19 protein-coding genes are annotated in these 18,637 nt (G+C 50.8%); 9 read left to right on the forward strand and 10 right to left on the reverse strand.

Translation table 11 applies throughout. From position 1 onward, the window contains the following. The first annotated feature begins 8 nt into the window (after nt 1–8). The gene (locus tag CCY01nite_RS05685) at nt 9–758 is read left to right on the forward strand and encodes a LytR/AlgR family response regulator transcription factor (protein ID WP_146858632.1); all 750 of its coding nucleotides are present in this window, start codon (nt 9–11) and stop codon (nt 756–758) included. Between the two features lies 1 nt (nt 759). On the opposite strand, the gene chrA is transcribed toward CCY01nite_RS05685, so the two are convergent. Next, nucleotides 760–1,953: a chromate efflux transporter gene (chrA, locus tag CCY01nite_RS05690; protein WP_146858633.1), complete on the reverse strand. Its 1,194-nt coding sequence runs from the start codon at nt 1,951–1,953 to the stop codon at nt 760–762. A 174-nt stretch (nt 1,954–2,127) separates the two neighbouring features. Here chrA and CCY01nite_RS05695 point away from each other — a divergent pair, with 174 nt between their 5' ends. After that, a complete protein-coding gene (locus CCY01nite_RS05695; RefSeq protein WP_146858635.1) occupies nt 2,128–3,174 on the forward strand; it encodes an alpha/beta hydrolase in 1,047 nt (348 codons plus the stop codon). On the opposite strand, the gene CCY01nite_RS05700 is transcribed toward CCY01nite_RS05695, so the two are convergent. The 3 genes from CCY01nite_RS05700 to asnS all read right to left on the reverse strand — a co-directional run bounded on the left by CCY01nite_RS05700 (nt 3,175) and on the right by asnS (nt 6,447). Next, complete coding sequence (locus tag CCY01nite_RS05700) at nt 3,175–4,131, reverse strand: isopenicillin N synthase family dioxygenase (RefSeq protein WP_146858637.1); 957 nt, start codon at nt 4,129–4,131, stop codon at nt 3,175–3,177. Between the two features lie 34 nt (nt 4,132–4,165). Then, entirely contained in the window at nt 4,166–4,696 is a 531-nt protein-coding gene (locus CCY01nite_RS05705; RefSeq protein WP_146858639.1) for an ExbD/TolR family protein, read from the reverse strand. A 314-nt stretch (nt 4,697–5,010) separates the two neighbouring features. After that, on the reverse strand, nt 5,011–6,447 hold the full coding sequence (gene asnS / locus CCY01nite_RS05710) for an asparagine--tRNA ligase (RefSeq protein ID WP_146858641.1): 1,437 nt from the start codon (nt 6,445–6,447) through the stop codon (nt 5,011–5,013). 413 nt (nt 6,448–6,860) lie between these two features. On the opposite strand from asnS, the gene rho reads away from it, so the two are divergent. Continuing rightward, nucleotides 6,861–8,576, forward strand: a complete 1,716-nt coding sequence (gene rho / locus CCY01nite_RS05715; RefSeq protein ID WP_146860888.1) for a transcription termination factor Rho — start codon at nt 6,861–6,863, stop codon at nt 8,574–8,576. A 383-nt stretch (nt 8,577–8,959) separates the two neighbouring features. On the opposite strand, the gene CCY01nite_RS26570 is transcribed toward rho, so the two are convergent. From CCY01nite_RS26570 to CCY01nite_RS05735, 5 genes are all read right to left on the reverse strand, one after another. After that, nucleotides 8,960–9,136 carry a hypothetical protein gene (locus tag CCY01nite_RS26570; protein WP_186830921.1) on the reverse strand — a complete coding sequence of 59 codons (177 nt, stop codon included), beginning with the start codon at nt 9,134–9,136 and terminating at the stop codon, nt 8,960–8,962. A gap of 113 nt (nt 9,137–9,249) precedes the next feature. Continuing rightward, nucleotides 9,250–9,864 carry an outer membrane beta-barrel protein gene (locus tag CCY01nite_RS05720; RefSeq protein WP_146858643.1) on the reverse strand — a complete coding sequence of 205 codons (615 nt, stop codon included), beginning with the start codon at nt 9,862–9,864 and terminating at the stop codon, nt 9,250–9,252. A 109-nt stretch (nt 9,865–9,973) separates the two neighbouring features. Next, a complete protein-coding gene (locus CCY01nite_RS05725) occupies nt 9,974–10,582 on the reverse strand; it encodes a TetR/AcrR family transcriptional regulator (protein ID WP_146858645.1) in 609 nt (202 codons plus the stop codon). A gap of 284 nt (nt 10,583–10,866) precedes the next feature. Continuing rightward, nucleotides 10,867–11,841, reverse strand: a complete 975-nt coding sequence (locus CCY01nite_RS05730; RefSeq protein WP_146858647.1) for a deoxyhypusine synthase family protein — start codon at nt 11,839–11,841, stop codon at nt 10,867–10,869. Between the two features lie 129 nt (nt 11,842–11,970). After that, on the reverse strand, nt 11,971–12,417 hold the full coding sequence (locus tag CCY01nite_RS05735; RefSeq protein ID WP_146858648.1) for a PepSY-like domain-containing protein: 447 nt from the start codon (nt 12,415–12,417) through the stop codon (nt 11,971–11,973). A 413-nt stretch (nt 12,418–12,830) separates the two neighbouring features. Between CCY01nite_RS05735 and CCY01nite_RS05740 the strand changes: the two genes are divergently transcribed. The 6 genes from CCY01nite_RS05740 (at nt 12,831) to CCY01nite_RS05765 (ending at nt 17,916) form a co-directional block, all read left to right on the forward strand. Beyond that, nucleotides 12,831–13,424, forward strand: a complete 594-nt coding sequence (locus CCY01nite_RS05740; protein ID WP_146858650.1) for an acyl carrier protein phosphodiesterase — start codon at nt 12,831–12,833, stop codon at nt 13,422–13,424. A 104-nt stretch (nt 13,425–13,528) separates the two neighbouring features. After that, nucleotides 13,529–14,134 (forward strand): DUF2911 domain-containing protein, encoded by a 606-nt coding sequence (locus tag CCY01nite_RS05745; protein ID WP_146858652.1) that lies wholly within the window; start codon nt 13,529–13,531, stop codon nt 14,132–14,134. Between the two features lie 429 nt (nt 14,135–14,563). Next, nucleotides 14,564–15,703 (forward strand): cystathionine gamma-synthase, encoded by a 1,140-nt coding sequence (locus CCY01nite_RS05750; RefSeq protein WP_146858654.1) that lies wholly within the window; start codon nt 14,564–14,566, stop codon nt 15,701–15,703. Between the two features lie 101 nt (nt 15,704–15,804). Then, nucleotides 15,805–16,578 (forward strand): TIGR02757 family protein, encoded by a 774-nt coding sequence (locus CCY01nite_RS05755; protein WP_146858656.1) that lies wholly within the window; start codon nt 15,805–15,807, stop codon nt 16,576–16,578. A gap of 64 nt (nt 16,579–16,642) precedes the next feature. Then, complete coding sequence (locus CCY01nite_RS05760) at nt 16,643–17,581, forward strand: DUF6263 family protein (protein WP_146858658.1); 939 nt, start codon at nt 16,643–16,645, stop codon at nt 17,579–17,581. Next, nucleotides 17,581–17,916, forward strand: a complete 336-nt coding sequence (locus tag CCY01nite_RS05765) for a hypothetical protein (protein ID WP_146858659.1) — start codon at nt 17,581–17,583, stop codon at nt 17,914–17,916. The genes CCY01nite_RS05760 and CCY01nite_RS05765 overlap by 1 nt, the downstream gene beginning before the upstream one ends. Before the next feature lie 6 nt (nt 17,917–17,922). Here CCY01nite_RS05765 and CCY01nite_RS05770 read toward each other — a convergent pair whose 3' ends face one another. Beyond that, on the reverse strand, nt 17,923–18,588 hold the full coding sequence (locus tag CCY01nite_RS05770) for a sterol desaturase family protein (RefSeq protein ID WP_146858661.1): 666 nt from the start codon (nt 18,586–18,588) through the stop codon (nt 17,923–17,925). Nucleotides 18,589–18,637 lie beyond the last annotated feature (49 nt).

Here is an 18,637-nt window from a genome sequence, read left to right on the forward strand (position 1 = left end):
ATAACCATATGATCCGCGCAATTATCATAGACGATGAACGGAACAGCAGGGATATTATCTCGCTGATGCTGGGCAAGTATTGCCCCGAGATCGAAGCGGTAGGCACCGCCGCCAACTGCCGGGAAGGCATTGAGCAGATCCGCCGCCACAAACCCCAACTGGTTTTCCTCGACCTCGAAATGCCCGACGGCACAGGATTTGACGTGCTCGCCGGCGCATACGACGCATCTTTTGAAGCCATCTTCGTAACTGCTTTTGAAAAACGTTTCCTGCACACCATCCGGCTCAGCGAAGTAGAGCTGATCCTGAAACCGATCGACAAGGAAAGCCTGCTGCAGGCCGTAGGCACCGTGATGAAACGCATCGGGCAGCAACAGCAGCATGAACGTTATGAAGTTTTGCTGTCCAACTTCGGCAAGCCCGAAAGCGATGTGCGCCAGCTCGTGCTGCCGTCTTCCGAAGGGCCGGAGGCCGTGATCTCCATTGACGACATTTACTACCTGGAAGGCTATACGGAGAAAACTGTTTTCTACCTGCCGGATGGTAAAGTGATGGCTTCGCGCCGCCCCTTCCGCTATTACACGGAACTGTTCGCGAACATGCGCTTTTACCAGACCACGAATCACCAGATGGTGCAGGTGCCCCATATCCAGCGGATAGACCAGGAGCAGAACAAGCTGCATCTGAAAGGAGATATTGTGCTGGACGTAACAGACCGCCGCAAACGCGAGCTGGTCAATATCTGGAAGCAAGGCTGACCTAGAGCCACCACCCCAGCAATATACAGGCAATTACGATGAATGGCGACGGCACTTTCGAGAAATAAAGCAGGCATAAGGTACCGGCCATAATGAGGAGGTTGTACCATTCCGGGTTGACGGACAGGAAGAGGATAAAGGTAGCCGACCACATGATGCCCACCACCACCGCATTGATGCCTTCCAGCGCGCGGTAGATGATCACATGTTTTTTGAGGTTGTTCCATATCGGGAAGAAGAACAGCACGAGCAGCATGCTTGGCAGGAAGATCGCCACAGGCGCCAGTATGCAGCCGAGGAACTGGTACCCCGTGCCCAGGTTCCGCATCACCATCCCCCCTACAAAAGCAGCCAGCGAAAAAGTGGGACCGGGCAGCGCGCGCATGATCCCTGCGCCGGTCAGTAATTCCTCCGCGGTCATGAACTGTGATTTGCTGCGGGTCACGTACTGTTCCAGCAACATCGCTATCAGGATGTCGCCCCCGCCAAACACAAGGCTGCCGAAACGGTAAAAGTTTTCGAACAGGTTGAAGGGCCGCCGCATGATCCAGTCATTCGTACGCGCCAGTTCGGAAAGCAGGCCCGCCACCAGGAAGATCAGCGCGAACAGCCAGAGGTTGCTCCATTGTATCTTTTTGCGTTTCCCTTCAATGTCCGGGATGCGCTTGTCGCTGAAATTGGAGATAATGCCGCCGAGGATGATGAGCGCGGGAAAGGTCCAGGGAGATTTGACGAAGAAAGCCGTCAGCATCGCCACCAGCATGATCACTACGGTGGCCATGTTGCGGATGCTCACCTTGCAGGCTTTGATGCCCCCGTAAGCCAGGAACCCAACGGCCATCGGCTGTACGTATTTGAAGATGTCCACTTCCAGCGCGCGTTTGTCAAAATACTGCAGCAGGAAACTGAGGGAGCCCATCAGCAGGCAGGCAGGGGTGATCCAGATAGCGAGCGTGGCAATAGCGAGCGGCAGCCCGCCCCGCTTGTACCCAATGAGGGTCAATGTCTGGGAAGATGAGGCGCCGGGCAACAACTGGCAGAAGGCATTGTACTCCATCAGTTCCTGCTCCGTAACGTCTTTCCGCTGTTGCACAAACGTTTTCATCATCATCGCCAGGTGGCCCTGGGGCCCCCCAAAGGCGGTGAAGCTGTGCAACAATACGGCCTTCAGAAATGAAATGTGACGTAAAAACACTATCGATCTGGATATAGCTGCCGGAATTTGCGGTAAAATAGTGAATTTTTCAAATTGCGGCCCCAATAACCCGCTATTTGAGGCATAGAACTTGCACTTCCCTATCAGGCGAAGAACAAAACGGTTCGTTTAGCCGTTAAAGATAACATGGCCTCAAACTCATAATCAATACAGATGAAACGATCCTTACTGGCAATTCTGCTGCTGGCCGGCTTTATGCACACGCAGGCCCAATCCACCGGTTACAACAGCACCGCCCGTTGGTCTACCTTCGCCCTTCAATCCCCCGAAACCAGTCCTGAACCTGTCAGCGACACCTGCCTGGTGTTCGTCAGCAACCGCCATGTGATGACGGACAGCCTTCGCTTCGTGGACGAATCGCTGGACACGGCCGCGCTTAAATATTTCTTCCTGCAAAAACAGGAAGGCCAATGGAAGGTCTATAAAGCCGCTACGCTTGGCGAGGCCATGAAAAGCCTGCCCGGCCGGAAAGACATTGTTGTATACGCGGAAGGCATGGGAAAGACCTTTACGGCCAACGTAGAAAGGGCCCGGCTGATGAGCGCGCAGTATAACGTGCATGTGGTGATGTTCGACTATGCCAGCATCAACTCCACCTACAAGCCCGCGAAGAACTTCCGCTTTGCCCGCGGGAACGCCCGCGGCTCCGCCGCCCAGTACCTTTCCCTGCTGAAAGAATTCCAACGGGCGCGCGTTAACAACGCGGATTGGATCAGCGGCCGGAAGCTTTCCACATTCTACCACAGTATGGGTAATATCATCCTCGAAAAAATGGTGGAAGAACATGACATCAGCAGCATTAACACAACGCCGTTCATCGACAACCTGGTGCTCAACGCCGCCTGCGTGCCCATGAAAAGGCACAGTGAATGGCTGGAAAAAATAAAGTTTGCCAAACAGATATACGTACATTATAATGCTACCGATCTGCAGCTGAAAGGCGCGCACCTCCTGACCATGAAGCGGCAGCTGGGAGAAAAGATCACAAAGCGGCAACGCGCGGAAAATGCCGTCTACATTAACTTTCACGACATGGCCGGCTTTCAGCACAGCTACTTCATGAACTTCCCCTACAACGAATACCGCCTCACACCGGCCATGGTGGATTACTTTTCGAAGCTGTTCACCGGGCAGGACATCTCCCCGCAGGAAGCAATAACGCTGCTGACTACACGAAGCACTGCCACCAGTAGAATGTAATTATTTCTTTAGTCCGATTTCCCGCAAACGCTCGTCCAGGTACGCTCCGGCGGTGATGGGCGCGTATTCCGCGGGATGTTTTTCATTCACGCAGCTGCTGAGGCAGGTGAGGTCCATATCGGATTTCGGGTGAAGGAAAAAGGGGATCGAGAACCGGGACGTTCCCCACAGCTCGCGCGGCGGATTCACTACGCGGTGCGTGGTGGATTTAAGCCGGTTGTTCGTGAGCCTTTGCAGCATGTCGCCCACGTTTACAACGATCTGTTCCGGCAGCGAGGTTACCGGCACCCAGTTCCCCTGTTTGTCCAGTATCTGCAAACCATCCGCTGATGCGCCGACCAGCAGGGTAATAAGATTGATGTCCTCATGCTGTTCCGCGCGAATGGCTGATTCCGGTTCCTGTGTAATAGGCGGGTAATGAATGGCGCGCAGGATGGAATTACCGTTATGTATCCTGCCGTCAAAATAATGTTCATCCAGCCCGAGATATAAAGCAATGGCCTGCAGCAAGGCGCGGCCGGCCTTCTCGAACCCGCGGTAGGCTTTAAAGAAAGTAGGCGTGAATGCCGGCACTTCTTTCACCTGCACATTGTCCGGGTATTCCGCTTTAACGGGATCATTGTCTTCTACCGACTGCCCGAACTGGAAGAACTCTTTCAGGTCCGGCGCGTCGAAGCCTTTGGCATGCTCCTTTCCGAAAGATGTGTACCCGCGCTGGCCGGCCAGTTCCGGTATCTCGTAGCTGCGCTTTGTATCGGAAGGCAATTTGAAAAACTCCTGTACGTACCGGTACAGATCGGCGATCAGTTCGTCGGAGATGCCGTGGTTCCTGACGGCTACGAATCCGACATCTTCATAAGCTTTTCCCAGTTGCTGCACGAAAGCCGCTTTGCGGGCGGGGTCGCCGGAGGTGAAGTCCGCCAGGTCAACGGATGGAATGGTGTTAACGGTAGCCATATAGTATTTGTTTTGGAATACTATAAAGATAAGGCTATTCCCCGATCATCTCTTCTTCCACCGCTGAAATATCCACCAGCGCGAAACGCGCCACGCGGTTGATCTTCATCTCGTCCAGCGCATCTACCACATTGCGGTATTGCGCGCCGTGGCTGGCTTTGATGGACACTACCAGCTGGTCCGCATCCCCGTACAGCTGCGCCATTTTCTGTTGCTTGGCGCGGATCACCTCACCGATGCCGCTGGCGGGTGAGAAGCTGCTTGGATGAACTTCCGGCGGGGCGGCGGGGTCCTGGCCCTGCCCGTCGTACCAGGAAATAGTGTTGTTGGCGCCGACCAGGAGGGTAAGGGATTTACTGGCCCCAACCGGCATCGGTGGCCCGTCCGCCGGCATGATCAGGGAAAGGGAGCGGGGTTTGCTCATGGTAGTGGTGAGCATAAAAAAGGTGATCAGGAGGAAGCCGAGGTCCACCATCGGCGTCATGTCTACCCGCGTTGATAATTTTTTGCTGCGCCTGCCGCCGCGCTGGCGGCCGCTTTCAGCTTGTGTGTTCATTTCTGCCATAGGTCTGTTTTTTTTGAATTAGCCGGCAACGGGTGCGAAACCCGTTGCCGGTAATAACACACACACTTTATTACAAGTGTTTTGCTCAATGCTAAAGAGATGCGGGAGCGGGCGGTTTCCATAAAAGCGTTTCATTCGCTACGAACGGCAGGGCGGAATATGCGCTAAAAAAAAGATGGCATACATCAGTATGCGGAAGGCACGGCGGAATGTGCGCTCAAAAAAAAGGCCACGTCAGTATGCGGCCCCGCTGGTCTGCAAAAAAAAGCGGCAACCCTTTGGGTGGCTGCCGCTGGTATAAGTTAAAAACCGGTTTAAAACTCCGCGTTCTTCGGTGTACGCGGGAAGGGGATCACGTCGCGGATATTGGTCATGCCGCTGACGAACAGCACGAGGCGTTCAAACCCGAGCCCGAAGCCTGCGTGCGGCGCCGTACCGAAGCGGCGGGTATCCAGGTACCAGCTTAGCTCTTCCACGGGCACGTGCATGGACTCCATGCGCTCCACCAGCTTGTCATAGTTCTCTTCCCGTTGTGAGCCACCCACGATCTCGCCGATGCCGGGGAACAGGATGTCCATCGCCCGCACCGTTTTGCCGTCGTCGTTGCGTTTCATGTAGAAAGATTTGATAGCGGCCGGATAGTCCGTCAGGATCACCGGCTTTTTAAAATGTTTCTCCACGAGGTAGCGTTCATGTTCGCTTTGCAGGTCGGTGCCCCATTCTTCCACGATGTACTGGAACTTCTTGTTCTTGTTGGGTTTGCTGTTCTTCAGGATGTCGATCGCTTCTGTGTAAGTGATACGTTCAAACTGGTTGTTCAGCACAAATTCCAGCTTTTCTATCAATCCCATTTCACTGCGTTCCTGCTGCGGCTTTTGCTTTTCCTCGTCCGCCAGGCGTTGTGCGAGGAACTCCAGGTCTTCCCGGTTATGCTGCAGGGCATAGCCGATCACATATTTAATGAATTCCTCGGCGAGGTCCATATTATCCTTCAGATCGTAGAAAGCCATTTCCGGTTCTATCATCCAGAATTCCGCGAGATGGCGGGCGGTGTTGGAATTTTCGGCGCGGAAAGTGGGGCCGAACGTATAGATGTCTCCGAACGCCATGGCGCCCAGTTCGCCTTCCAGCTGGCCGGATACGGTGAGGTTGGTGGAACGTCCAAAGAAATCTTCTTTGAAATCGATGTCCCCGTCGATATTACGCGGCAGCTTCTCCAGGTCCAGCGTGGTCACACGGAACATTTCGCCGGCGCCTTCCGCATCGGAAGCGGTGATGATAGGGGTATGGAGGTATACGAATCCTTTTTCATTAAAGAACTGGTGCACGGCAAATGCGAGGGAGTGGCGGAGACGGAAAACCGCGCCGAAGGTGTTGGTGCGGAAGCGCAGGTGCGCGATCTCCCGCAGGAACTCCAGGCTTTGCTTTTGCGGCTGGATGGGGTAGGCTTCCGCATCGCAGTCACCCAGTATTTCCAGGCTGGCGGCTTTCATTTCGAGCTTCTGCCCTTTGCCGAGGGAGGGGATGATTTCACCGGTAACGCTGATAGCGGCGCCGCGGGTGATCCGCTTGAATTCGGCGGGGTCCATGTCCTGCTCGCTTACCACCACCTGCAGATTATTATTGGTAGAGCCGTCGTTCAATGCTATAAACTGGTTATTGCGGAAGGTGCGGACCCATCCCTTTACCGTTGCTTGATAGTTTGTTTTTTCGCTGGACAAGATCGCTTTGATCTTCACTCGTTGGCTCATATCAATAATAAATTTTATAATGAGTTGCAAAAATAATGTTTTATCCCGATGCCGGGAGGGGTGATTTTCGGGCCCCGCCGGCTTTCAAAAATGGCCTGCGATTTGTAATAGAATGGAGGTAACCGTTACGGGTAGAGGGATACAAACATTCTGTTAAATTTATATACATCGGCCATAGGCAGTCAATATTTATTTGGAGAATAATAAAACTTGTTTTAATCTTGTATTTATAATCTGTCTGATTAAGTTCCAATTTACCACCTTCATCAGCAGTCCTTAACTCAAAGTGATCCCTATCAATTTAATGATCAAAGCTTTATTATTGACTCAAAACAATTATTTATTAATTGGTGTATGTTGGTATGCAGTGGTACCCACCTTACGACACTTCTAAAATTTGACAAACGCAGATGATGTACGACATCTTACAACTGAACGACATGCTCGTTCCTGAACTGCTTGATATTGCAGAAAAGCTGGAAATTTCGAATCCAAAGAAACTTGACAAGCAATCACTGATCTACAAAATACTCGATAAACAGGCGATAATAGCATCAGAAGAGCAGCAGGGAGGCGACGAAAAGAAAACACGAAAACGAAAACCGGCGGCAAAAAAAGAAGAGAGCACAACCCCAGCCGCAAAAGAAGAACAACCAGCATCCGAAGAAAAACCTGCCGCAAAAAAAGGACGCAAACCCGCCACCAGCAAAACATCCAAGCAAGAAGAAGAAGAAAAAGAAAAACCGAAGCCAGCACCGGCAGCCGCTGCAGCTCCGCAGAAACGCAAGCTGGATATTGACCTGGACATTCCTTCACTGACCTTTGACGATGACGACGATATTGTATTACCGGCATTATCCGATGAAGAAGAAGAAGAGGAAGCTGCATTGCCGGAAGAAGAGCTGGCGGAAGAGGATGATTTTGTGACCGTGCAGGAACCTGTGCCGGCGCCCGCAAAACAACAGCAGGGCGGGCATAAATACCCGAAAAAAGAACCCGTGTTCAATATAGAGTTCGATGGTGTGATCCTCAGCGAAGGCGTACTGGAAATGATGCCGGACGGCTATGGCTTCCTCCGCTCTTCCGATTACAACTATCTCAGCTCTCCCGATGATATTTATGTATCTCCTTCACAGATCAAGCTGTTCGGCCTGAAAACCGGCGATACCGTGCGCGGTTCCGTGCGCCCGCCGAAAGAAGGGGAAAAATATTTTGCGCTGCTGAAAGTGGAAACCATCAACGGCAAGTCCCCCGAAGAAGTGCGCGACCGCGTACCTTTCGATTACCTGACGCCGCTGTTCCCTTTCGAAAAGCTGACGCTGACCACTACTTCCAACAACTACTCCACCCGCATCATGGACATGTTCACCCCGATCGGTAAAGGCCAGCGTGGCCTGATCGTGGCGCAGCCTAAAGTGGGTAAAACGATGTTGCTGAAAGAAGTAGCCAACGCTATCGCCACCAACCACCCGGAGATCTACCTGATGGTGGTGCTGATCGACGAGCGCCCGGAAGAGGTGACCGATATGGAACGCAGCGTAAAAGCGGAAGTGATCGCTTCCACGTTTGACGAGCCCGCGGAAAAACACGTGAAGGTGTCCGCCATCGCGCTGCAAAAGGCCAAACGCCTGGTGGAATGCGGACATGACGTGGTGATCCTGCTGGATTCCATTACCCGTCTCGCACGCGCCCACAACACCGTAGCACCCGCTTCCGGCAAGGTATTGAGCGGTGGTGTGGAAGCCAACGCCATGCAAAAACCCAAACAGTTCTTCGGCGCCGCCCGTAAAATAGAAAACGGCGGCTCACTCACCATCCTCGCTACCGCACTGATAGACACCGGTTCTAAAATGGACGAGGTGATCTTCGAAGAATTCAAGGGTACCGGTAACATGGAACTGGCGTTGGACCGCAGGCTGGCCAACCGCCGCATCTTCCCCGCGATCGACGTTACCGCGTCCTCTACCCGCCGCGACGATCTGCTACTGGAAAAAGAAATGCTGCAACGCATCTACATCCTGCGCAATCACCTGGCGGACATGAATACGGAAGAAACCATGAACTTCATGTTACAGCACATGAGAGGCACACGCAACAACGAAGAATTCCTGATCACGATGAACAGGTAGTTTATATAGTATTAATAAGAACGGCCCCGGCATTGAATTGCCGGGGCCGTTTTGTTTTCAGCTGATGCCGCTCGAGGTTATTGAAGGATATTTTTTCAACCCGCTATCATGAAAGAAGCCCCGGTCAATGACCGGGGCTTCTTTACTTCACATGGCTAAAAAATGCACCTCTACCTTCAATCTTTATTTATGTGGGTATGCTATGGTCATTTCAGTGATGGTCTGCTGTTGTTCCATGGCATTCGGTCCGTGTGGCGGACGCGGAGGCTTGGGTGGTTTCGGAGGCCGCGGCGGCAGTCGTGGCGCGGCGCAGCTGGCGCCGATGATCAACATGGCACTAACGATGGCAGATGCGCTCCAGATCCTTTTCATACACAAATCTTTTAATGATGTTTCTTTTGCTGGCCCGGCGCAAATGGCTTGGCGGATTTGGTGCCGTATATTTTCTTCGCCTGGCCCGGAGGTATCCGGTTGCCCTGCGAATCATGGTAAACGGTGCAACTGCCAAGCAAAACAGCTGTCGCCAGCAAACACGATAATATAATCCTGTTGTTTTTCATCGATAGGTTGTTTTACAGGGATAGTATTGCCAAAACTCTGCCAAAGTCAACAAAAACAAAAAAAGCATTGCCGCTCATGCAGCAATGCTTTTGAAAAAAATCTAATAGTTAGATTAGAACAGGAAGCTTACGCCTAACGTAAACTGATCTGTAAAGGACAGACCGAATTCGCTTGTTTTGAATTTGGCACCTGAAGGCTCTGCTTTATTAACGGTGTTTGCATACATAATACCGCCAAAGGTACCTTCCAGAACGAAGCTTTTTGTCACGAAATACGCGATCCCCGGTAATACGTTAGCATTAATAGTATTGAAGGAACTGGTCTTTGTGCCGTCTGTTTTTTGCTGGCCAAATTCGTAAGAAACATTCGCCTCACCAAAGAATGCAAATTTGGAGCTGCCCAGGTTGTGGTAATTCCGAACAAAGATACCGGGAGCAATAGAGGTAGTTTGATCTTTAGTTTCTACTCCGGCAACTTCTTCTTTGTGAGTACCGAAAGACGTGGTCGCAAAAACACCTACCATCCATTTGTCGCTAATTGCATAACCAACTTTGGGGCTGATGCCAAATGCAGTAGTTGTTTCTTTGTCATCAGAGCCGTCCGGCTTGTCGGTTCTGTTATAAACACCAACGTTACCACCCACCAAAAAATCACCCTTAGCAACCTGTGCTTTTGCAAACTGAGTTCCAAACAGGCCCATTACGGCCAAAACGATCATTTTTTTCATCTGTCGTACAATTTAATTTTTGTGATTATTTCAATAATTGATTCTGCTGTTTATGTTTCTACATACAAGCAAAGCAAATTGGGGAAGAAGAAATTGGCTGAATGATGGTTTACCGTAAGCCGTTAAAAAATATGGTCAGTACCATTCTTTCACGGTTCATAAATTCTTTTATATTTTCTGTATGATGAAGTTCAAAACCTGTAGCCTGCCATTTGCACCAGATCACCCACAAACCAAACAACACATGCACCAGCATCTCGGCCGTCTTTTCCGGATCATGCTTCGCTGCTATCTCCCCGTTCGCAATCCCCTTGCGTATCCAGGCAGATAAAAAACAGATCTCCGCACGCTGTACCAGCTCTCCCACCTGACGCATCAGGTTCCCCGGCTTTTCCCGCACCCATTCGTGAATGCCGAAGAGAAAATGATAATCCTGCAGGATCTTTTCCTTCAGCGCCAGGTACCGGTCCATCACCTGCTGCACCGTTACCGGCCCTTCCAGGTAGTCGCTGACATCCGCAAAACACTGTGCAACGATCTTTTCGATCACCGCCACATAAATGCGGTCCTTATCCGGAAAATAGTAATACAAAGAGCCCTTCGACAAGTCAAGGTCCTTCGCGATCTCCCCCATGGTGGTCTTGGCAAGACCATAGCGCGAAAAACGTTTCAGCGCAACCTCCAGTATCACTTCCCTTTTTTGATCCTGTTCAGCCATGAAGAACTATAAAAAATGCTTTGACTTTTTGACTTTGCGGGTCAAATGTACGAAGTGTTTTGAAACTGCCAAAAGAAATTATAGCGGAATTTGAAAGAACTTAAAAATATGACATGCATAATCTTACTGAAAAGCAAATATAAACAAATATTTTAATTACCAATATATAATTTGGCAAAGAATTGTTAAAACAGGCATGGGAGAATGTTTGGGGTTGATTAAAGGGGTTGTAATGTTTACAAGTCAAAAAAAGAAGCTGGCCGGAGCCAGCTTCCGGAAATGAATTACCAGCCCAGCAGGTAAGCGAAGATCAGCGGCGCAACAATGGTTGCATCTGACTCTACGATGAACTTGGGCGTATTGATGTCCAGCTTGCCCCAGGTGATCTTCTCATTGGGAACAGCGCCGGAATAGGAACCGTAAGAGGTGGTGGAATCGGAGATCTGGCAGAAGTAGCTCCAGAAAGGAACATCATGCCATTCCAGGTCCTGGTACATCATGGGCACCACGCAAATGGGGAAATCACCGGCAATACCGCCGCCGATCTGGAAAAAGCCCACGCCCTTGCCGGAAGAATTCTTCCGGTACCAGTCGCTCAGCTCCACCATGTATTCGATGCCGCTCTTCATGGTAGCGGCCTTCAGCTCGCCCTTGATGCAGTAGGAAGCAAAGATGTTACCCATGGTGCTGTCTTCCCAGCCTGGTACTACAATGGGAATATTCCTTTCCGCCGCGGCGATCATCCAGCTGTTCTTCGGATCGATCTCGTAATGCTCTTTCATCACGCCGCTCAGCAGCAGCTTGTACATATATTCATGCGGGAAGTAGCGTTCGCCCTTGCTCTCCGCATCTTTCCATATCTTGAAAATATGCTGCTGTATGCGGCGGAAAGCTTCTTCCTCGGGGATGCAGGTATCTGTTACACGGTTAAAGCCGCCTTCCAGCAGTTCCCATTCGTCCTGGGGGCTCAGATCGCGGTAGTGCGGCACGCGCTTGTAATGCGTATGCGCCACCAGGTTCATGATGTCTTCCTCCAGGTTGGCGCCGGTGCAGGAGATGATGTCCACTTTCCCCTGACGGATCATTTCCGCGAAGGAAATACCCAGCTCAGCCGTACTCATGGCCCCCGCGAGCGTAACCATCATTTTACCGCCTTCCAGCAGGTGCGTTTCATACCCCTTTGCAGCATCCACCAGGGCGGCCGCGTTAAAGTGACGGTAATGGTGCTGGATAAACTGTGAGATCGGTCCTTTATTCATAACAGTACAATATTTTGCTTGCGTTTAAGCCGCAAAGGTAAGATAAAGACATAAAAAAACCGTTCCGTGATAAACGGAACGGTTATGACTGATTAAACTAAAACTAAAACCGATTTGGGTGACTGTGAGCTACGCTTTTTGCAATTTCTTGAGGGTGGTAACATAACCGGAGGGTTGTGCTTTCAGCACGGTCCAGTGTGTTTCACTTTCCAGGGTGATCACGTAAGTGGTATTATCGTTTGCATCGTATTCCACTACGTTATGGATCTTCTGGTCAGGGAACTTCTTCATTAACTTGGTGATCACGCTCAGCGGCAGTTCGCTGTCTGTGATATAACGGGAAGTTGCGAGCAGGTTTCCTTCACCATCGAAGTGAGCGGTTACCTTGGATGCCTTTATGGTAAACTTGGCAACATATTTATCCTTGGTGCTGTACCAGGATACGTCTTCTGCTCCTGCAAATTCCTTGTTAAATGCGTCCATCACTTTTTTGTTGCTGACAGACTTGTCTCTGGCGAAAGCGGCGCTGCTGGCAAATACAGCAACGAGGGTAAGAATGGCGATAATTTTTTTCATGGCGGAAAAGTTTTATCTGGTTTTGTGTTTAAAAAAATTGTTTGTGATTACGATGTAAAAGTACTCCGGTGCGGAACGGTTGACAAGCGAATCTTTAAGAGTGGTCTGGCAAGATTAATTCAATGTTATGCATGTTATCACGTATATATAACAATGCATTTCGCGCACCCCTGAAATGCCGTACAGCAAAGGAGTTGAGCGGAAAGAGCAAATGTTGCACGAGCGAAGGTTAAGACTTTGTTAAAGTGGAATGCTGGTGACAACTGGTAGGATGAAAAACACGTTTTTCAAAAGCGGACACTTATTCCCAATAGCGGACATCATCGCAGATAAGTCTTATCTTGGAGAAGCTGAAAGCCCCTGTTTATCGGGTTTTTACCATTCATAACCTGTCTTTTACCGTTCAACAGCCGATGAATTACCTCGCACACGCTTATTTATCTTTTCATGATCCTGCTATAACAGTCGGACAAATGATCGCGGATTTCGTGAAAGGAAAACAGATATATAGTTATGATGAAAGGATACAGCAAGGTATCCGTTTGCACCGGGCGCTGGATGAGTTTACGGACGGACATCCGGCCACACGCCAGGCTAAAGCCGTATTTCAGCCGGACTGCGGGCCTTACGGGCCCGTGTTTATGGACGTGGTGTACGACCATTTCCTGGCCAACGACCCCGAACACTTCTCCCTGCCATCCCTTGCCTCCTTTTCCGCATCTACCTATAATATATTAGCCGCGCATCAGGAACAGCTGCCGCCGGATTTTCAGCGGTTCTTCGCCTACATGCGCAGCGAGAACTGGCTATACAATTACCACAAGCGGGACGCCATCTTCCAGTCCTTTTCCGGCATTGTGCGCCGGGCGAAATATTTTTCCAAACCGGCAACGGTACCGTTCGGGGTGTTCGAAACGCATTATGAAACGCTGGCGCTGTGCTACCGGCAGTTCTTCCCCGATGCGCTGGATTATATGAAAAGCCGGTATGAAGGGGATCTTCCGTAAAAGCGTCTTATCTGCAAGTGCTTCGAAAGCGCGCTTTTGAGGATTTTCTGAAAATCGCCTAGTTTTGGACATAAATTGATAATAACACAAAGAATACGCAGGTTATGAGCAAGATCAAAACATTACTGGCCATTGTATGCCTGGCCACGTTGCAACCGGCTTTTGCGCAGGAAAAGAAAATGCCCCCCGTAGACCCCAGCCCGATGGACATGGCTTACTTTCCCGTCATGTACCCTTATGTATGCAAGGTAAAAGGAGAACCGGGCTCGCTGGTGGCCCGCGTGGTATTCAGCCGCCCGCAGAAAAAAGGCCGTCCCATTTTCGGCAACCTGGTGGAATATGGCAAAGTATGGCGCCTGGGAGCCAATGAAGCCACGGAAGTGGAGTTCTACCGCCCGGTGGTGATCGGTGGCAGGCAGGTACCCAAAGGCCGCTACACCCTTTACGCCATCCCGTCTGAAAACAAATGGACCGTCATCGTCAATAAACAAACCGATATCTGGGGCGCTTATAAATATGAACAAAGCCTTGATCTCGTGCGTACAGACGTGCCTGTGAGTACATCAGACGAAGAGCTGGAAGCCTTCAGCATGGTGTTCGAAAAAGCATCTTACGGCGCTAACCTGCTGATGGGCTGGGACAAAACACAGGTAAGCCTCCCCATCCGCTGGAGCGACGCTACCGCATCCACCGGCAAGAAAAGGAAATAAAATACTGGTATTCAACAGTTATAATAAAAGGCAGCGAAACCCGCTGCCTTTATTCATATATAGGTATAGAGAAAAAGAGGAATAAAAAAAGCGGTAAGAATACCGCCTTCAGAAATTTTTAACCATATCCTATGAAAAACCTGCCGTAAAAGTATACGATAAACGGATAAGGTAAAAACCGTTTCTGGTGAACGCATCAAAATTCCTCGTGACCGTCATATATCACAAGGTATGCATAGGTCTTTACCGGCATACATACGGGAAATTCACGTGAAAGTGCGTAGTAATAAGCATTTCACAGCTTGCGTAATACTACGTAAGTGTTATAGTATAACTACGTATATCCGTTATATATTCTGTTTTGAAGCGCCTGAAAGTCCCCATTCCCAAAATCCTTACCTTTGGAGTTCTCATAAAATATAGCAAACCATGAAGTTAGGTACCAGGCTTATTCACGCAGGCGTAGAGCCGGACCCCTCCACAGGGGCCATTATGACGCCCATCTTCCAGACTTCCACCTATGTGCAGAACGCTCCGGGTGATCACAAGGGCTATGAATACGCCCGTACCCAGAACCCCACGCGCCACGCCCTACAGAACGCGCTGGCTGCCATAGAGAACGGAAAACATGGTCTTTGCTTCAGCAGCGGCATGGCCGCCACCGACGCAGTGATGAAGCTGCTTTCTCCCGGTGATGAAGTGATCGCCTCCAGCGACCTTTACGGCGGCAGCTACCGCATCTTCACAAAGGTCTACGCCCGCTACGGCGTTAAATTCCATTTCGTGAACATGCACGACGCGCAGCAGATCGCGCCTTTCATCAACGCACAAACGAAAATGATCTGGATCGAAACGCCGACCAATCCCTTGCTGAATATCATCGACATAGCCGCCTGCGCGGCCATTGCCCAGGAACATAAAGTGCTGCTGGCGGTGGACAATACTTTTGCCTCGCCCTACCTGCAGAACCCGCTTGATCTTGGTGCGGATATTGTAGTACATTCCGCCACAAAATACCTTGGTGGCCACAGCGATGTGGTGCATGGCGCGGTGATCGTGAAAGACGATGCGCTCGCGGAGCAGCTGGCCTTCGTTCAGAACAGCTGCGGAGCCGTACCGGGGCCGCAGGACTGCTTCCTGATACTGCGCGGATTGAAAACCCTGCACGTACGCATGCAAAGGCATTGCGAGAACGGAGAGGCCGTTGCGCGCTTCCTGCGGGAACATCCGAAAGTTGGAAAAGTATTGTGGTGCGGATTTGAAGATCATCCCAATCATGCGATCGCTAAAAAACAGATGCGCGGCTTCGGCGGCATGATCTCCTTCACGCTGAAAGATGACAGCCAGCCGGCGGCGCTCAAGGTATTGAGCGGTACAAAACTCTTCTCCCTGGCCGAATCACTCGGCGGCGTGGAGTCGCTCATCGGGCATCCCGCCACGATGACGCATGCGTCCATCCCGAGAGAAGAAAGAATAAAGAACGGGCTGACGGACTCGCTGATGCGGCTGAGTGTAGGCATCGAAGACGCCGCCGACCTGGTGGAAGACCTGAAACAGGCGATAGGCTAGTTTCAGCGCCGGATTAGAAAAACCGGGAGAAACACCTTACTTTTAGCCGATACACCTACGTCCCCGCTGCATTGCAGCGGGAGTCCATATACCATAACCATATGAAGTCCCAACAACTGAGAGATTTTTTAGACGCCAAAGCGGCATATTACAATCAGCCGGCGTTTGTAGCCGGGGACCCGATCAGCATCCCCCACCGCTACAGCCTGCTGCAGGACATCGAGATAGCCGGACTATTTGCCGCCATACTGGCCTGGGGCAACCGTACTACTATTATCAACAAGTGTACGGAGCTGATGGAGCTCTTTGATAACGCACCTTACGATTTCATCCTGAACCACCAGGCGCAGGACCGGATGCGCCTTATGGGCTTCAAACACCGGACCTTCAACGGGCTGGACCTGATGTATTTCGTAGAGTTCCTCCAGCACTATTATTCCAATGTGACCTCCCTGGAATTCGCTTTCAGCGGGCACATGGACGATACGGACAAAGACACGGAGAAAGCGCTCACCGGCTTTCACAACATGTTCTTTACCCTGGAGCACCCGGAACGCACGCGCAAGCATGTTTCCAGCCCCGAAGGCAATTCCGCCTGCAAACGGCTCAACATGTTCCTGCGCTGGATGGTGCGGAGCGATGAAAATGGCGTGGATTTTGGTTTATGGAAATATATTTCGCCTTCGCAGCTCGTATGCCCGATGGACGTTCACGTCAGCCGCGTGGCGGCAAGGCTCGGGCTCATTGAAAAAGCGGAAGCCAACTGGAAAACAGCACAGGAGCTGACAGCCATGCTCCGGACGCTCGATCCCGAAGATCCGGTCAAATATGATTTTGCGCTGTTTGGCCTGGGGGTGATAGAAAAATATGTTTAAGATAAAAAGTTACGAATGAAACCGAAAGGTTCCATGAGGCCAATAAAAAGACAAACAATTACGAATGAAAAAGATTACCGGATTGGCAGCACTGCTCTGCAGCTTTGCTATTTCGCTCTCCGCGCAGGAATATGTGGAGCTTGATTACAAATTTAAAACGGGGGATGAGTTTGCATTGCAGCAGGAAAGCCGCAGTGAAACCTACATGACGGTAAGTGAAGTGGTGCAGCGCACTACCCGCGACTACAATACCCAGATGACCATCAAGGTTACCGAATCAGGCCCCGGCCGCGTACTGCTGGCCTGGATGTACACCGACCTGAAGTTTAACTTCAACGCCAAGAACGTTAATATATTCGTAGACGCGAAAACCACCAGCGAAGAACCCCTGCAGGGCGCGCTCAAACTGATGCTGGACCAGCCTTTCACCGTAGAGATACAAACCAACGGCATCATCAACAAGGTAGATGGCCTGGATGCGCTGATGGACAAAGCTTCCGCCGCCTTCTCCTCACTCAAGTCAGATGAACAGGAAGCCTATAAAAAGCTCCTGAAAGATCAGTTCGGCACCGACGCTTTCCGCTCCTGGCTGGAACAATTGCTGGTAATATACCCGGTGCACGGCATCAAGAACGGCACCCAGTGGGAAGAAACCGTTCCGCTGAGAACAGGGCTCAAAGGCAGGGTAGACCTTTACTGGAACCTGCTTTACTGGGACAGCAACTCGGCCAAGATCAACGGCACCGGCAACGTGAAAACTGATAAAACAGAAACTTTCACCGTGGAAGACGGCATACAGGCCACCGCTTCCATCCAGGGCACACAGACCAGCAATTACGTGATCAACCGCGAAAGCGGCTTCCCGAGCCTTTGCGTGCAGCATACCGAGATGAACGGCGAATACGTTTATCTTGCCAACCGCAAAAAACAGCTGAGAAAAGACCTGACCGTGCCCGTGCGCATTACCACCAACGCATCTTACAAGATCAAGCAAATGAAATAATGTCCGGACGTTACCTACAGGAAACCGGCGAATGGCTGCAGGAAAATGCGGGCATTCGTGTACCCGCCGCCGTAAGCATGGAAGACCTGCGGAAACGGCTGGCAGAAAGGCTTGAAGTATTGGTGGAGCGGGACTTCCAGCAGTTCGTGCTGCTGCTCTACCAGGTAGATGTATCGGAGCGGAAGGTAAAAGAGATCCTGGCGGCCGAAAGCTACCCGGACGTATTCAATTCTCTCGCGCAGCTGATCATCGACCGGCAAATGGAAAAGATCCGGAGCCGGGAGATATACCGCCAGCCTCCGGAAAGTCTTACAGACGACGAAGAAAAATGGTAGAAAAGATCACTTCTTCTCGAACATCAGCGCCTTCACTTTCTCCTTGTCTTCCCGCTCTTTTTCCAGATCAAAGAAGGTACCGAACACGTGGTCCCAGAAAGCGGTGCTCACGCCAAATCCCTTGTCATCATTCTTATAATGATGCAGGTGATGATTGCGCCACAGCGGTTTCAGGAACTTGAACGGCGGGTTCCAGGCGTGGATGGCATAGTGCATGCTTCCATACAGCAGGTAGCCGAGTATAAAACCCGGGAAGAACATGAACGCCGCCTTGCCTATTAACAGGTATTGTATGGAGAACAATATCGACGAGATGATGATGCTCGGCACCGGCGGCATGAACAAGCGCTGTTTGTCACGCGGATATTCATGATGGTTGCCGTGCAGTACGTAAACGAACCGCCTCATCCGGGGATTTTCCGTTGCGAAATGGAAAAGGAAACGGTGCATGACGTATTCAAACAACGTCCATACAGCCAAACCGCTGACAAATACCGCGGCGATCCGTCCAATACCGAACCCTAACGACGCATTGCTGTAGTAAAGCATATAGCCGATAATAGGCAGATACATACCCCAGATGATCAGGGGATGTGTTTTAGTGAGTACTTCCAGATATTGACTCTCGAATAATCTTGCCTGTCCTTTGTTCTTAATTTTGTCAAACTTCATGACTCCTAAATTTTAAAAATCAAATTAATTTGCCTTTTCGGTAACAGGA

The sequence above is a fragment of the Chitinophaga cymbidii genome (assembly GCF_007992715.1).
GTDB lineage: Bacteria > Bacteroidota > Bacteroidia > Chitinophagales > Chitinophagaceae > Chitinophaga > Chitinophaga cymbidii.